Source organism: Negativicutes bacterium (genome assembly GCA_018052945.1).
In the GTDB taxonomy this organism is placed as follows: domain Bacteria; phylum Bacillota; class Negativicutes; order JAGPMH01; family JAGPMH01; genus JAGPMH01.
The window spans coordinates 1-16,359 of sequence record JAGPMH010000017.1 but is presented as its reverse complement, the minus strand read 5'-3'; the positions used below and the strand labels follow the sequence as shown (position 1 = coordinate 16,359).

Sequence of the window (16,359 nt, the reverse complement as noted above, 5' to 3'; positions counted from 1 at the left end):
TTTACACTCTCCCCAACTATATTATCGCTTATACAATATTTTTAGTTTTTCTAGTATTTTTAACATATCATCAGGCATTGGAGCTTCAAAAAACATATTTTCTGCTGTAGTAGGATGTGTTAGCGCTAAACTTGCTGAGTGCAAAGCCTGACCATCAATTTTAAACGGTGATTTCCTTACACCGTATTTATTGTCACCAACAATCGGATGTCCAATATGAGTCAAATGAACTCTAATTTGATGTGTCCTTCCTGTTAAAAGTTTACACTCCACAAAGGTATATTCGCCAAATCGTTCTAAAACAGTAAAATTTGTTGTAGCTTCTTTTCCATTTTCCTTAACAACAGCCATTTTTTTACGATCGGTTTTATGCCGTCCAATCGCCCCATTAATAATACCAAAATCTTCTTTAATATTACCATGGACAATTGCTACATACTTGCGTTGTGCTGTCTTGTCCTTTATTTGTTGGGCTAAACTTAAATGAGCCTTATCATTTTTAGCGGCAACCATCGCACCGGTAGTTTCCTTATCTAAGCGATGAACAATTCCCGGTCTAATTTCACCATTAATCCCTGATAAATCCTTGCAATGTGCTAATAAAGCATTCACCAGTGTACCACTATAATTTCCCACTGCCGGATGAACAACCATCCCCCGAGCTTTATTAATAACAATAATATCTTTGTCTTCAAATAATATATCAAGGGCAATCTCTTCGGCTTCAATTTTAGCTTCTTTTACCTCTTGAGTCCTTATTTCAACAACATCACCTAAGCGCAACTTATAATTAGCTTTTACGTTTTTATTATTAACTAAAATAAAGCCTTCTACAATATTTTTTTGAATATTAGCTCTTGAAGCATCCACTAATTTATTAACTAAAAATACATCTATTCTCTGTCCAACATTATCTTCAGCTACATATATCACTTCACTCATTACATTCATCCTTGTTTTCATCAATTTGTTTTTCCGGAAAAAAGACCATGAAATAAATAATTATCCCAACACCAACTACAATTGAAATATCTGCGATATTAAATACCGGCCATACTCTAAAATCAATAAAATCTATCACATATCCGGTTTTTAGACGATCAATTAAATTGCCGATTGCTCCACCAATCAATAAGCCCATTCCTAATTTTAAAAAATTGTCCATATGGTTAATTTTTCTATAAGCATAATAACTTATCGCCAACATCAGAAAAACAATTATCACAAAAAAACTTCGCTTATGTTCTAAAATTCCAAAGGCCGCCCCTGGATTTAAAACATAAGTTATATGAAAAATATCTTTTATTATCGGAATTGATTGACCAACCGTCATATTGGCATGAACATAATATTTAACAGCTTGATCTAAGAAAATATTTATTATAATCAAAATTAAGACCGGCACTTTGCTCTCCATTTCTTTAATAAATTACATATTAATATAATACCAAAAAAAACATTTACTAGTAAATAAAAAAACGGGGTTAATCCCCCGTTTTTTTACATTTCCTTAACAACATCAGCACAACGCTTACACAAAGTACTATGTTCAGCCTCAGCACCAACAGAATCACTATAAATCCAGCAACGCTCACATTTTTGTCCGGTTGCTAGCACTACGTTGACCGCTAATGACATTTCGGCACTTTGATAACTTGCTTGAGCAAAATTATCATCATTACCTTCAATAACTTTAACTTGCGACACAATTAATATTTCCGGCAATTCATTTACTAACCCTTGAAGTTTATTCAACAAATCGTCTTTAGCATAAATTTCGACGCAAGCATCTAACGGATGGCCAATAACCTTATTACGTCGAGCAATCTCTAAAGCTTTTGTTAACTCACTTCTAATTTCTAAAATACCAGCCCATTTTTCTTCAACCTCAGGTTGTAAGTATTCAGTTTTTGCCACTGGCCATTCAGCTAATTGCACACTATCTGTAGCAACTTCCTCTTTAGCCATGTTTTGCCAAACTTCTTCTGCCGTAAAAGTTAATACCGGCGCTACCAATTTAACTAAGGTATGTAAAATTTCGTACATTGCAGTTTGTGCAGCTTTACGCTTTTTATCATTAGGTAAAGAAGCATATAATCTATCTTTTAAAATATCAAGATAAATTGAACTTAAATCAATAGTGCAGAAATTATGAATAGTATGATAAATCACATGGAATTCATAATTTTCATAAGCTTTCGTTACATGTGCTCTGACTTGTTCTAATCTTAATAATGCCCACTTATCTAAATCAGTTAATTCAGCATAAGCAACTTTATCATTATTTGGATTAAAATCATTTAAGTTTCCAAGCAAATAGCGGAAAGTATTTCTGATTTTACGATAAACTTCTGACATTTGTTTTAAAATGTCTTTGGATATTCTAATATCAGCTTGATAATCAGCTGAAGCAACCCATAATCTTAAAATATCAGCACCATATTGATCAATAACATCTTGTGGATAAACAACATTTCCTACGGACTTAGACATTTTTTTACCTTCACCATCAACCACAAAACCATGTGTTAAAACAGCTTTATATGGTGCGACACCTTTAGTCGCAACTGAAGTTAATAGTGATGATTGGAACCAACCACGATGTTGGTCACTACCTTCTAAATATAAATCCGCTGGATATTGTAACTCTTCTCGTTGCTCTAATACCGAGGCATGGCTGGAGCCACTATCAAACCAAACATCCATGATATCTGTTTCTTTACGGAATTCTTCGTGACTACAATGCGGGCAAGAAGTTCCCTTAGGCAATATTTCTTCAGCAGTTTTCGACCACCATGAATTGGAACCTTCTTTTCTAAATAATTCTTTTACAGCAGTTATTGTATCATCATTAATAATATGTTGATTACATTTTTTGCAATAGAAAATCGGAATCGGTAATCCCCATACTCGCTGACGCGAAATACACCAATCATGTCGGTCTACAACCATATTATGAATTCGGTCACGACCCCAACTAGGAATCCATTTAACATTTTCAATAGCTGCTAGCGCTTCTTTTCTAAAACCATCTACTGAAGCAAACCATTGTTCTGTTGCTCGATAGATAATTGGACTTTTACAACGCCAACAATGGGCATATTGATGACGAATAGACCCTTTAGCAAATAATTTGCCACTAGCTGCTAAATCTTTAATAATCGGAACATTAGCATCTTCAACCGCTAAACCTTCATATTTACCAGCTTCCGCTGTAAATTTACCGGCACCATCCACCGGACAAATAATTGGCAATTTATTTTTCAGTCCAGTTTCAAAGTCATCTTGACCATGCCCCGGGGCAGTATGAACACAACCAGTACCTTGTTCTAGTGTTACATAATCCGCTTTTACAATTGGCGATTGGCGCTCTAATAAAGGATGACTAAAGACCATTCCAACTAAGTCACTCCCCATCGCCGTGCCAATAACTTCATAACTTTCAATTTTAGCATCCTTAACAACTTGCTCTAATAAACCTGTTGCAAAGAAATAAACTTCCTCACCAATTTTAACCCAAGAATACTCCAATTCCGGACCCACAGCAATTGCCACATTAGCTGGCAATGTCCATGGTGTTGTCGTCCAAATTATAGCAAAAACCTTATCCTGGTCAACACCGGCCGGTAAATTATTCTTTGCATCAACTAACGGAAATTTAACATAAATTGCATGTGATTTTTTCTCAGCATATTCAACTTCAGCTTCTGCTAAAGCAGTTTCACAAGAAGTACACCAATATACTGTTTTTAAACCTTTATAGATATGACCATTCTTAGCCATATTGCCAAAAACCTCAATTTGTTTCGCTTCATATTCTGGCAATAAAGTTATATAAGGGTTCGCCCAATCAGCACAAACACCTAATCTTTTAAAATCTTCTCTTTGCATATCAAGACATTTCAAAGCATAATCTTTACACTCTTGACGTAATTGCAATGGATCAAGTTCATGACGATTTAATCCTAAAATTTTAATAGCAGCATGTTCTATTGGTAAACCATGAGTATCCCAACCCGGAACATATGGTGTATCAAACCCTGCTAAAGACTTGTATTTAATAACAATATCTTTTAACACTTTATTTAAAGCAGTACCCATATGAATACGACCATTGGCATACGGAGGACCGTCATGCAAAATGAATTTTTCTTTTCCTTTTGCTTTCTCTCCTCTTTTTGCATAAATATTATGTTCATTCCAATATTCCAATAATTTCGGCTCACGCTCCGGCAAATTACCTCTCATTGGGAATTCAGTTTCTGGTAAATTTAACGTTTTACTATAATCCAAATGAAACACCTCCAAAATAATAAAAACCTCTCCATCCCAAAGGGACGAGAGGCTGTTCTCGCGGTACCACCCTAATAACTATAAAGTCACTTTAAGACGCTTTAACGCTCGTTAGACGGTTAGACCTACTAATTTCAGTCCACAACTCCGGAGTGATTTTCATCAAAAATATTCCGTCAGGCTCACACCATCCCCGATTCGCTGGGAAATAAAATTTTGACTACTATCTCCATCATAGCTTTTTCTATCAATATTACACTTTTGTTATTATACTTGCTAATTAACTTTTAGTCAATTATTTTATCTTGATAAGCTGGTTGTTCTTCTGAGCTTTTTAATAATTCTAATTGTGTCAATAATAAATTTTTTATTTGTGCACGAATAGCTTGCTCTTGCTTTTTAATTTTATCACAATCAGTAGCGGTTTCTTTCACTTTTTCTTCGGCATCATAAATCATTTTTTGCGCTGTCGCTTGCGCTTCTTTCACAATTAACTCCGCTTCTTTTTTCGCAGCAGCCCTGACTCCTTCTGCTGTTTCTTGCGCAACTACTAGCGTATTGTGCAATGTATTTTCTAAATGTTTAAAATGATCTACCTTAGTATTAAGTCGCTCAATATTTTCCTTTAAATCAATATTTTCACGATACAATTGCTCGTAATCTTTTATAACGCGGTCTAAAAATTCATCAACCTCTTCCTCGTTATAACCTCTAAACCCTCTTTTAAATTCTTTATTATGTATATCAAGTGGTGTAAGCATAACTTACCTCCTAAATAAATCTTTTTAAAACTATGCTAATTCGACCCTTTTTAGTTTGTCCTCTAATCTCTTCAATTTCAATGCGTCCACGACCACGCATTGAAACAATGTCACTTTCTTTAATAACTTGCGATGAACTTTTGGCCGGTTGCCAATTAACTTTAACTTTATCAGCCTCAATATCATTGCTTATTTTACTGCGTGATACTCCAAAGCCAGCCGCCGCAACTGCATCCAGTCTTAAAGAAGCAATTGTTGTTTTAATTTCTTTGCACCGCTCTTCCTTTGGTTCAATTTGCGAAAGCTCAGCTTCTGCTACACTTACACCAGCATTACTGATTTGGGTTAAATTTTGTAATACAAATGGGAAAATTTCTTTGGTTAATATTATTTTGCAATGGTCGTTGCGCATTAAAATATCACCAACAACATCTCGGCTAATTCCCAAGCCCAAGACTGATCCTAAAACATCACGATGCGCCAAATTATGATATTTGTCATTCCAAGTCACAGCTACCACAGTTAAACCATATTCAATCTCACCTAAAAAGTCTTCATGAACAATTGCCCCACGTTGTCTTTCTGCACCAAAATATCCACCTTCTGCAGTAAACTTTAGATTAGGAAAATGTGCAATTATTGTTTCGGCAACACTAAGGCCATACGGATCTAGAAAATCACTAACTTTGTATTTTCTATTTTTATTAACCAACTCAGCTGCATCCATTAATTTAGCAGCAACTTCAGCACCATCGGTGCCTGAATAATACCTTGTAATTTTTTCACGAACAGACATTATTTTTCTCCCATATTCTTTGAACGAAGTGTCGCAACTTCCACCGCATCAATTAGAGCGGCTCTTAAACCGGCTTGCTCTAATACATGAATGCCCGCAATAGTAGTACCGGCTGGCGATGTGACCATATCACGTAGTTTAGCTGGATGTTCACCCGTTTCTAAAACCATTTTAGCCGATCCTAATAATGTTTGCGCCGCTAAAGTTATTGCATCTTTCCTCGTTAAACCAACTTTAACTCCAGCATCGGCTAATGCATCAATAATAACGAAAGCATAACCCGGTCCACTGCCAGAAAGACCTGTAACAGCATCCATTGAACTTTCTCCTAATAGCACCGTTTTACCAACAGCATTAAATATTTTTTGTGCAATTTCACCATCTGTAGCTTGTGCATTAGTTCCTAAGGCTAACGCAGTCATACCCTCCCCTACAGCAACTGGAGTATTGGGCATTACCCTAACAACAGCATTTCCTTTAAAAGCTGCTTCTATTTTGTCAATTTTCAACCCAGCTACCACTGAAACAATTAAAGTATCTTTTTTAACTATAGGTTGTAACTCTGACAAGACATTAGCTACGACTTGAGGTTTCACCGTTAAAAATAATATATTAACTTTTGCAACAAGGTCTTGTGCAGTCTCATAAACATTAATATTATATTTATCGCTTAAATATTGTCGACGCTCAGCTACTATTTCACTAACAAAAATACTACTGCATTTCACCAATTTTTTTTGTAAAATACCACTAAGCAGAGCCTCTGCCATAGCTCCGCCTCCAACAAAACCAATATTATAATTTTCCAAAATAAATCCTCCTACTTATTCTTCCATGGTGCAATTATTTTATCAATATCTTCATCTTGAGGAAGTTCATAATCAACATCAACATTAACCGGTGCACATAAAAAAATATTATTGCCTACTTTTTGAATAGTTCCACCCAAAGCATACGTAGTCCCACTAATAAAATCAATCATTCTTTTTGCAACTTCCGGTTCTGTACTTTCTAAATTAACAACAACTGGCTTACGATTCTTTAAGTGATCCGCAATATGTTGTGCATCATCAAAAGTAAACGGCTCTACTACCATTACTTTTATCGGCTTATTATTAGTTGGTGCTACTGCTGATCCAAGATTATTAGCATTTTGCTGAGTACTAGGTAGACTAACGATATTATTATTCTTCTTCATTTTCAAATCAGCACTATCACTAGTTTTCGGCATATCTTCTTTAACATCATGCTCAATTAAGCCTAATGCTCCCCATATTTTATCCATAAAACCCATATATTTTCCTCCTATACATCTTTGCGTTGGCCAAAAATTCCGGTGCCAACTCTTATAATATTAGCACCTTCTTCAATTGCAACTTGATAATCATTAGTCATACCCATGGAAAGCCATTTCATCTCAACATTTAGAATTTGTTGATTTTTTATTTCCATAAATTGTTCATATAGTTTGCGAAAGATAGGTCTGGCTTCTTCCGGATTTTCATAGTAAGGTGCAATCAACATTAAACCGACAACTTTTAAATTTTCATGCTGACTAATGGTCTTAATAAAAGAGTTTACCTGTTCTATATTAAGCCCAAACTTACTTATTTCATTAACAACATTAACCTGCACTAAGATTTCTTGAACTTTATTAAGACTATTTGCAACTTTATTAATCTCAACAGCAAGGCGCTCACTGTCTACCGAGTGAATTAAATCAAAATTTAACACAGCTTGCTTTACCTTATTAGTTTGTAAATGACCAATTAGGTGCCACTCCACTGTTCTATTAAGTTCCTTTTTTTTATCTAAAGCTTCTTGTATTCTATTTTCACCAACAACCTTAATCCCAGCATCAATCGCTTCTCTCATAGCATAAATATCATTATTTTTAGTTACTGCTATTAGCTTTACCGTTTGATCAAACTTTTCATTTAACCTATTATTTAAGGCTTGTTGAACTTTTTCTTGAACAATTGCTAAATTTTCCACTATCACGTTAAACGCCCCCATCTTATGATTATTCGCTCATAAGCCTTAATTTCCTTTCACTCCAGCATTATATCAAAAAAAAACCTTATTTTTGAGACTATTGTAGGATATTTTTCACTATTTCAATGAAATTATGGCGGCAATTCGTCCTGTTTTTCCGTTATCGGCACGATATGAATAAAATAACTCTGAATTACAATTGGTACAAACACTACTGCTTACAATATTAGATTCCTTTAAACCAATCTCTAATAGTTGCAATTTATTAGCTTGCCATAAATCTAAAAAAACAGCATCATTTTTTTCGGTTAAAAGCTCTGATGCTAAACTAAAGTTTGCCCTAACTTTAGTTGTTACATCAACTCCAACTTGATAACAACAGCTACCAATTGATGGGCCAATTCCAACTAATAGTTCATTAAAATTTGTACCAAAATTTTCTCTCATCATCATTGCTGTTTTCTGAGCTATTTTAGAAACTGTTCCCTTCCAACCAGCATGACTAATTGCAACAACCTTATTCTTAGGATCATAAAATAATACCGGCACGCAGTCAGCAAAAAACATCATTAATGGTAGATTCTTAACATTTGTTATTAAAGCATCAGTATCAGCAAGAGCCGAAGCATAATCAACAGCACCAAGTCCGCTCATCTTTGCCGTAACGATTACCACATTATTACTATGTGTTTGTTGCGCCGTAACAATGTCTTTTACCTCAAGACCTAAACTTTGGGTAAATAACATTCTATTTTTCGCTACAATTTTATTGTTATCACCATTATGCATTGCTAAATTCAACCCACTAAACTCACCAATACTATAGCCATTAAATCTACTAGAAATAGCATGAATTATCTCATTCTTAGGGAAATGCGAGAATTTGCCATTCCAACATTTTTCATTTTTTTCTAAATAAAATTTCATATTATCCCTCTTATTTACAGACTCCACATCTTTTACAACCGTCAAAACAAGCAATAGTTTGAAGTCCCTCTTTCGCTTTGGTTAGCTCTTGTTTAAAATAATCAACAGTAACCCCAATATCAATATTATGCCAAGGTAGTATTTCAGTTTCAGTAAATTCACGATACAAAATTTTTTCTTCTGTTAAACCAGCATCTTTTAGCACATTTTTAAAATTCTTCACACTACCTAGTTGATGTGTTTTTAAAATGCATTTCCCAATATTTCTATTAGCTCGTGCCAAAACAGCTTGAATATAAGCTTCTTTAGGTGATTCGGCGATAATTTCCACGCCAATAATTTTCTTTATTTCTTTTTGTAAATAATCTATTTTTTTTGTAATACTTTTTAAATTTTCCATTGGCAACCACTGAAAAGGGGTTTGCGGTTTAGGAATAAAGGGATTAACACTTAAAGTCAATTTACCTCTACTACCAACTGCATCCATATATCCTCTAACATTTTTTGCCATTGTGATAATTTCTTCGATATCACTTATTTCTTCAAATGGTAACCCCACCATAATATATAATCTAATATTATTAATACCGGCTTTTTTTGCTAAGATTACCCCTTGTTGTAAGTCTTCTAATGTTATACCTTTATTGATAACTTTCCTTAATCGTTCACTGCCAGCTTCTGGAGCTAGTGTTATTGTTTTTAAACCACTTTGGGCTAACGCCATGACCATTTCACAAGTTAACGAATCCGCTCTAAGCGACGCCACTGACATTTTTAAATCTTTTTGAAAAATACTTTCACATAATTCATTAATATGTTCATAGTCCGAAACAGCCGCTCCCATTAGTCCAACTTTTTTCCCTTGTAAATTATTTTCATTTATTATTTTACATAAATTTTCGAGACTTCGTTGACGAGGTTTTCTAAAGGCATACCCCGCCATACAAAACCGACAATGACGGCCACACCCTCTTGAAACCTCAACTAAAAACATATCTTTAAATTCAGTGTTAGCAGTTGTTATCACTGAATGGCCAAGATAATCATCCAAGTTTTTAACCCATTGTTTTTCGATTTTTTCCGGCGCGTTATCATTCTCAATTTTCTCGATTATATTACTTTCATTTATTGTGAATTTATAAAAACATGGAACATAAGCACCTTTAATAAAGGCGATATTATGTAATATTTCAGTTCTAGTTAACTTTTGTGCTTTACCTTCATAATATTTATCTAAAATATTATTTACAACTTCTTCACCTTCACCAATTATAAAAACATCAATAAAATCAGCTAATGGTTCGGGATTAAACGTAGCACAAGGACCCCCAGCAATAACAATCGGATCAAACTTAGTTCGGTCTTTAGTTAGCAACGGTATTTTCCCTAGCTCTAAACACGTTAATATATTAAAATAATCCATTTCGAAACTTATGGCAATGCCGATCATTGCAAAATCATATAGCGCTCTTTGGTTTTCTAATGATAAGAGCGGGGTTTTAGTTTTTTTGTGCTCGGCAATATCCTTTTTTTCCGGCAAGAAAAATCTTTCGCAAATAGTATCTTTTCGATTATTAATTACATTATATATTATTTGAAAGCCTAAGTTAGACATTCCAACATTATAATTATTAGGGTACATTAGCGCAAAACTTTCCTTTGCGCCGGTTTTTATTACACCATTACAAGCTTCTGCTGCTAATAAATCTTTCATCTTAGTTTGTAAGAACCATGACAATATAATCACTCCACTTTACAAAATAGAAAGTAGCTCACCGGAGTGAGCCACTGTTATAGAACTAATGATAACTATCAGTTAGCTAAACCTATTTATAAACTACTATAAATATACTAACTGCACAAGTTATTTTTATATTTGTGCTAAAGTCACCACATTACCAGTCTCTAGCGACCTTTTAACATCAACAAGTCTTTGATTTTTTGATCCTCTAAAAGGAATGCTTAAATCTTTCTGCTGTAAAACAAACGGGCCATCAATTAAGACATCAATATATTTTAACAATTCCATAATGTTAGTGTTTTCAGCACTTAACTTTAGCAAATCTTCAAAGTAATAACCCGTATAAGCTATTAAATTTAAACTATTTTTCTTAACGATAGTTGCAAAAGGTATTAGCGCTTCGGCCTGTAAAAATGGCTCACCACCAGATAAGGTAACACCCCTTATCAGTCTTTGTTCTGCCATAATTTCTGCCAATTCACTTACACTAATTTCATAACCACCCTTTAAATCATGAGTTTGTGGATTGTGACAGCCTAAGCAGTTATGGTTACAACCTTGCGTAAAAACAACAAACCGTAACCCCGGACCATCAACAATACTATCTTTAATTATTCCTGATATTCTTAACAACGCAACCACCTTACTTAAGCTTTTTTCACTCTACGTACTTGAGCTTTTTTACAGCCTGGACAAGAGTCAGTGTCAATAACTCCGATATAACCACAGCTTTCACAAAAATCAATTGGGAAATTTATACCGGCATATCCAAAATCGCATTCCTTCATATATCTGATTAAATCTTCAACCGCACTTAAATTATTAACTGGCGGAGCATCAAACTCAACATAACTAATATGTCCGGCATTAGTATATTTGTGATAAACCCCTTCAATTTTAATTTTATCTTGTGCACTTATATTAAAACTTACTGGAACATGGAAGGAGTTAGTATAATACTCTTTATCAGTAACTCCTGCAATCTCCCCAAAAATACGACGATCCATTTTTACAAACCGTCCTGATAAGCCTTCGGCTGGGGTTGCCAACAAGGAGTAGTTTAATCCATATTTTTCCATTGCTTTATCCATTTTATTACGCATAAATGCAACAATTTCTTCCCCTAAACTTTGGGCATCAGCACTACTGCCATGATGATTACCGGTCAAAGCAACTAAAGTTTCCGCCAACCCAATGAAACCAACTGATAATGTTCCGTGTTTTATAACACTTTCAATGGAATCATATTGCTCTAACTTATCAGAGTCAAGATATAGCCCTTGTCCCATTAAAAACGGCATATCCCTAACTTTTAAGTTCGCCTGAACCTGATAACGATGATATAGCTGTTCACTAGTCATGTCCATTAAATCAGATAAGCTTTGGTAAAATTTCATTAAGTCACGTTCAGCTTTTATTGCTAAGCGTGGTAAGTTAATAGTAGTAAAGCTGAGATTTCCTCTACCATCACTAACTTCCGGACCACAAATATTAGCCATAACTCTAGTACGACATCCCATATAACCAACTTGATCACCATATGGTCTATTAAACGAAGAATCCATAAAACTAAAGGTTGGATTTAATCTTTGCGCAGCAACTCTGATTGCTAATTTAAACAAGTCATAATTCGGATCTCCCGGATTAAGATTAATATTCTCTTTAACTCTAAAAATAATATTAGGGAAAATTGGATTTTCACCATTACCAAGACCTTTTTCATAAGCTAACAAAATATTTTTAATTACTTTTCGTCCTAAATCCGATGTATCAGTACCAATATTTAAGCTAGAAAAAGGCACCTGTGCACCAGCTCTACTATGCATACTATTTAAATTATAAATTAAAGCTTCCATTGCTTGATATATTTCTTCATCAGTCGCATTGGCCATAAACGGTGCCATATCCTTATCAAAGAACGCAAATGATTGACCACCGTGCATATCATTTTGCGAACTTTGTAAAATAATTGCGGCTAATGCTGTAGCTGATGCCGGTCTTTTAGGCATACGAATATAACCATGTCCATTATCAAAACCACTGTTCAGTAATTTCCCCAGCGGGATATGAACACAAGTTAATGTTTTTCCATAAAAATCTAAGTCGTGAATATGAATGTCTCCACTGGTATGTGCGTTAGAAAATTTTTCAGGAATTAATCTATTTAAATAATATGCTTTGCTGGCAGCACTGGCTATTTGTAACATTTTAGCTGAAGGAGAATTAGAAACATTAGCATTTTCTTTGCTAGTTTCAACTAAAATATCCGCTACTGCATCCATTAATTCTGATTGCGCATCACGCATTCTAGTTCTTTGAGCACGATATAAAATATAAGCTTTCGCCGTTTTAGCATGACCGGTTTCAATTAAAACTTTTTCCACAACATCTTGCACGTCTTCTACCGAAAAAACTTCGCCGGCATATTTCTTTTTCAATTCCTTTAATACATCTAATGTTAGTTCCATCGCTATTTCTCGATCAGCACCGCCCACCGCTTGTGCTGCTTTAAAAATAGCATCCGTTATATTGCGTTCATCAAAAGACTCTTCCCGACCATCTCTCTTAATTATTTTTGTAAACATCTAACCATCTCCTTTTAAATTATTTGACTTCATTAAAGTTTCAAGCTCTTTCATAAAATTGCCAACATCAGTAAACTGCCGATAGACTGAAGCAAATCTGACATATGCAACCTGATCAAAATCTTTTAAATACTTCATTACAGTTTCGCCAATATCTTGACTAGGAATTTCTCGATCCATCGTATTTTTTAAGTCCTTTTCAATATTAGTAGCCAACATATTAATACTACCAATTGAAACCGGTCTTTTTTCACAAGCCTTAACAATGCCTGATAAGAGTTTTTCACGTTCAAATGGAACTCTTCGTCCATCTTTTTTAATGACCATTAATGGTAATTGTTCCACAACTTCATAAGTTGTAAATCGCTTATTACAAGAAGAGCATTCTCTTCTTCTTCTAATAGTATTGCCATCTTCAGCCGAACGTGAATCAATAACTTTACTATCGCCGATATTACAAAAAGGACAACGCATATTTTTCTCTCCTATCATTTGAGCTAATATTTACTATATCACTTTTAGCAAAAAAAGCTAGTCCTATTTTCACTATATATAGTGCAACACTTTTTAATATTACGCCATATCTTGTATTTTTCCTGCCATTAAAATTTTTTAGCAAAAAAAATATTTAGGAATTTTTCTTCCTAATATAATGTTATTTTATAGACACTGTTATCGTTTTATGTTAAATTGTAATGAGTAATTTTTAAAGATTATGAGAAGGAGATCTATCGGAATGAGTAATCGTGTTATCCAAGTAGAAGAAAAATTATCTTTTCTTCAAACACTGCCCCTAAGCTTTCAGCACTTATTTGCCATGTTTGGCGCTACTGTTTTAGTTCCTATTTTGTTTAAAGTAAATCCAGCAACAATTTTATTATTTAACGGCATTGGAACTTTAATTTATCTGTTTATTTGCAAAGGTAAAATTCCAGCTTATTTAGGTTCAAGTTTTGCATTCTTATCACCGGTATTTTTAGTACTTCCACAATACGGCTATGAAGCTGCTCTGGGAGGCTTTATTGTGGTCGGTGCAATTTTCTCTTTGGTAGCTTTAAGTATTAAAGCAATTGGTACAAAATGGCTTGATATTGTCTTTCCACCGGCTGCCATTGGCGCAATCGTTGCCGTTATCGGACTGGAATTAGCACCAACAGCAGCGGGAATGGCAGGATTGACCGCAGAAGTAATTGACCCAACAATAATAACCGTTTCAATCTTCACTTTGTTAGTTACAGTTTTTGGAACAGTGGCTTTTCGCGGATTTTTAGCAATTATTCCAATTTTAATCGGTGTTATTAGCGGTTATATTTTATCTTTCTTTATGGGCATAGTTGATTTATCAGCAATCTCCAAAGCTCCTTGGCTTGAAATGCCGACTCTTTATACTCCTGAATTTAATTTAGGGGCAATTTTAATAATACTACCGGCAGCATTAGTGGTTATCGTCGAACATATTGGTCATTTAATTGTTACCGGTAATATTGTCGGTAAAGACCTTACGCAAGATCCGGGACTCCATCGTTCACTGCTTGGTAATGGATTATCAACAATGCTTTCCGGTTTTTTTGGTTCTACACCTAATACAACTTATGGTGAAAACATTGGGGTAATGGCAATTACCAAAGTATATAGTGTTTGGGTCATTGGCGGTGCTGCAGTAATCGCTATTGTTCTATCATTTGTTGGTAAATTAGCAGCTGCTATTCAAAGCATTCCAGTTCCCGTTATGGGTGGTGTATCATTGTTGCTGTTTGGAGTTATTGCAGCTTCCGGGATTAGAATGTTAGTTGAGTCAAAAGTAGATTATAATAAACCAAGTAACCTAATTTTAACCTCTGTAATTTTAATTTTAGGTGTTAGTAATGCTCATGTTACTTTAGGTAGTGTTACTTTAAAAGGAATGGCCTTATCAACTGTTGTTGCTATAATATTGAGCTTATCTTTTAAATGTATTGAATCATTAAGAGCAGATTCAAAATAATTTATTAATAGTCAAAAAGCTGTGATATCATGTCACAGCTTTTTTTATATAGCAAAAGGGTGAGCAAAATTTAAATTTTGCTCACCCTTTTTACTGTTTGGGATTAATTATTTTTTTACAAATTTGTTATTGCTATCAACTGTGTAATTTACATTGTTAAATGAGAATGTATTTACATGCTCACCAGTTGCATACCAATCAGCAACTGTAACAGAACTTACTGTTGATAAGCCAGATTGTTGATAAGAAATTACTAAATCATTACCAGATTTAGCCACAGTATATTCAGCACTGTTGAAAACATTGCTAAATGCTACTACATCACTTCTATCACTACCGATAATTTTGTCTGTAGCAAAAGTATTCCCAAAGACAAATTTATCAGCTCCTGCTCCGCCGAACATTACATCATTTCCTTTACCAGAAACTAATGTATCAGCTCCAGCCGAACCTACCATGATGCTACCTTTATGTTTAGCATCAGCGCTAGCAGTAATTGTACCACTACCAGCTTCCACACTATAAAGTTCATCATCTAGGTATAAACGACCATTGGTAAATTGGAATTCCATTTTACCTTGATTTTGTCCAAATTTAGCAAATGCATCTTTAAAAGTAACTGTCGCCTCAGCTGTACCCAATTTATCAACCATAACAATGTCATTACCATTTTGCTTCCATTGCATATCAGCAAAACGAATTTCATCAGCAAAGTTAAATAATAAGCTACTGCCAGCAGCCATTGCACCTTCAATTTCAACTACATCGTTACCAAAGTTAGTGAAATTACGTTCCCATTTCATTGATGATTGTCCGGAAACGCCATTTCTAACAACTAAAGTATCGTTGCCTTCATTACCACATAAAATATCATTACCAGCTGACCAAATTAACACATCATCGCCAGCACCACCACAAAGAATATCAGCTCCAGCACCGCCATCTAAGACATCATTACCAGCACCGCCGTATAAGATATCATTACCAGCACCACCACTTAAATAATCATTGCCAGCATCACCAGCTAAATAATCATCACCGGCACCACCAAATAAATAGTCATTGCCATTGCCACCGGAAACTAAGCTTCCAACGCTATCAACAGTAACATAATCGTCACCATCACCAGCTAGCACTTGAGTTGCTTTATTTTTAGTTTGAATCAAGTCATTAGCCGAAGTACCAAATACAGTTACTTCTGGTAAGGAAAGTTTTGATCCTTCCCATACTTGACGAGGGTCTTCATATTGTCTAAATACAGCCGTACCTACGCCAAC

Annotated in this window: 15 protein-coding genes and 1 other annotated feature; of the genes, 1 reads left to right on the top strand and 14 read right to left on the bottom strand. The window is 34.7% G+C overall.

What is annotated here, in order from left to right; genetic code table 11:
• Positions 1-21: 21 nt before the first annotated feature.
• The 13 genes from KBI38_04180 to nrdR all read right to left on the bottom strand — a co-directional run bounded on the left by KBI38_04180 (position 22) and on the right by nrdR (position 13,572).
• Positions 22-951: an RluA family pseudouridine synthase gene (locus tag KBI38_04180; protein MBP8629267.1), complete on the bottom strand. Its 930-nt coding sequence runs from the start codon at positions 949-951 to the stop codon at positions 22-24.
• Positions 935-1,405 (bottom strand): signal peptidase II, encoded by a 471-nt coding sequence (gene lspA / locus KBI38_04175; protein MBP8629266.1) that lies wholly within the window; start codon positions 1,403-1,405, stop codon positions 935-937. Before lspA ends, KBI38_04180 begins: the two co-directional genes overlap by 17 nt.
• Before the next feature lie 95 nt (positions 1,406-1,500).
• Positions 1,501-4,293 (bottom strand): isoleucine--tRNA ligase, encoded by a 2,793-nt coding sequence (ileS, locus tag KBI38_04170; GenBank protein MBP8629265.1) that lies wholly within the window; start codon positions 4,291-4,293, stop codon positions 1,501-1,503.
• A 37-nt stretch (positions 4,294-4,330) separates the two neighbouring features.
• Positions 4,331-4,538: a binding site (T-box leader), on the bottom strand.
• 42 nt (positions 4,539-4,580) lie between these two features.
• The gene (locus KBI38_04165) at positions 4,581-5,054 is read right to left on the bottom strand and encodes a DivIVA domain-containing protein (GenBank protein MBP8629264.1); all 474 of its coding nucleotides are present in this window, start codon (positions 5,052-5,054) and stop codon (positions 4,581-4,583) included.
• A gap of 10 nt (positions 5,055-5,064) precedes the next feature.
• Positions 5,065-5,850 (bottom strand): RNA-binding protein, encoded by a 786-nt coding sequence (locus tag KBI38_04160; protein ID MBP8629263.1) that lies wholly within the window; start codon positions 5,848-5,850, stop codon positions 5,065-5,067.
• Positions 5,850-6,662 (bottom strand): pyrroline-5-carboxylate reductase, encoded by an 813-nt coding sequence (gene proC / locus KBI38_04155; GenBank protein ID MBP8629262.1) that lies wholly within the window; start codon positions 6,660-6,662, stop codon positions 5,850-5,852. Before proC ends, KBI38_04160 begins: the two co-directional genes overlap by 1 nt.
• Before the next feature lie 8 nt (positions 6,663-6,670).
• On the bottom strand, positions 6,671-7,144 hold the full coding sequence (locus KBI38_04150) for a cell division protein SepF (GenBank protein MBP8629261.1): 474 nt from the start codon (positions 7,142-7,144) through the stop codon (positions 6,671-6,673).
• Between the two features lie 11 nt (positions 7,145-7,155).
• On the bottom strand, positions 7,156-7,851 hold the full coding sequence (locus KBI38_04145; GenBank protein ID MBP8629260.1) for a YggS family pyridoxal phosphate-dependent enzyme: 696 nt from the start codon (positions 7,849-7,851) through the stop codon (positions 7,156-7,158).
• A gap of 111 nt (positions 7,852-7,962) precedes the next feature.
• Positions 7,963-8,772 carry a peptidoglycan editing factor PgeF gene (gene pgeF, locus KBI38_04140; protein MBP8629259.1) on the bottom strand — a complete coding sequence of 270 codons (810 nt, stop codon included), beginning with the start codon at positions 8,770-8,772 and terminating at the stop codon, positions 7,963-7,965.
• 10 nt (positions 8,773-8,782) lie between these two features.
• Positions 8,783-10,510, bottom strand: coding sequence for a TIGR03960 family B12-binding radical SAM protein (locus KBI38_04135; GenBank protein MBP8629258.1), 1,728 nt, complete (start codon positions 10,508-10,510; stop codon positions 8,783-8,785).
• A 132-nt stretch (positions 10,511-10,642) separates the two neighbouring features.
• On the bottom strand, positions 10,643-11,155 hold the full coding sequence (nrdG, locus tag KBI38_04130) for an anaerobic ribonucleoside-triphosphate reductase activating protein (protein MBP8629257.1): 513 nt from the start codon (positions 11,153-11,155) through the stop codon (positions 10,643-10,645).
• Between the two features lie 5 nt (positions 11,156-11,160).
• Positions 11,161-13,098: an anaerobic ribonucleoside-triphosphate reductase gene (nrdD, locus tag KBI38_04125; protein MBP8629256.1), complete on the bottom strand. Its 1,938-nt coding sequence runs from the start codon at positions 13,096-13,098 to the stop codon at positions 11,161-11,163.
• Positions 13,099-13,572 carry a transcriptional repressor NrdR gene (nrdR, locus tag KBI38_04120; GenBank protein MBP8629255.1) on the bottom strand — a complete coding sequence of 158 codons (474 nt, stop codon included), beginning with the start codon at positions 13,570-13,572 and terminating at the stop codon, positions 13,099-13,101.
• 262 nt (positions 13,573-13,834) lie between these two features.
• Between nrdR and uraA the strand changes: the two genes are divergently transcribed.
• Positions 13,835-15,082 (top strand): uracil permease, encoded by a 1,248-nt coding sequence (uraA, locus tag KBI38_04115; GenBank protein MBP8629254.1) that lies wholly within the window; start codon positions 13,835-13,837, stop codon positions 15,080-15,082.
• A 107-nt stretch (positions 15,083-15,189) separates the two neighbouring features.
• Here the strand turns inward: uraA and KBI38_04110 are convergent.
• Positions 15,190-16,359: hypothetical protein (locus KBI38_04110; protein MBP8629253.1), on the bottom strand; the 1,170-nt coding region annotated here is incomplete at its 5' end.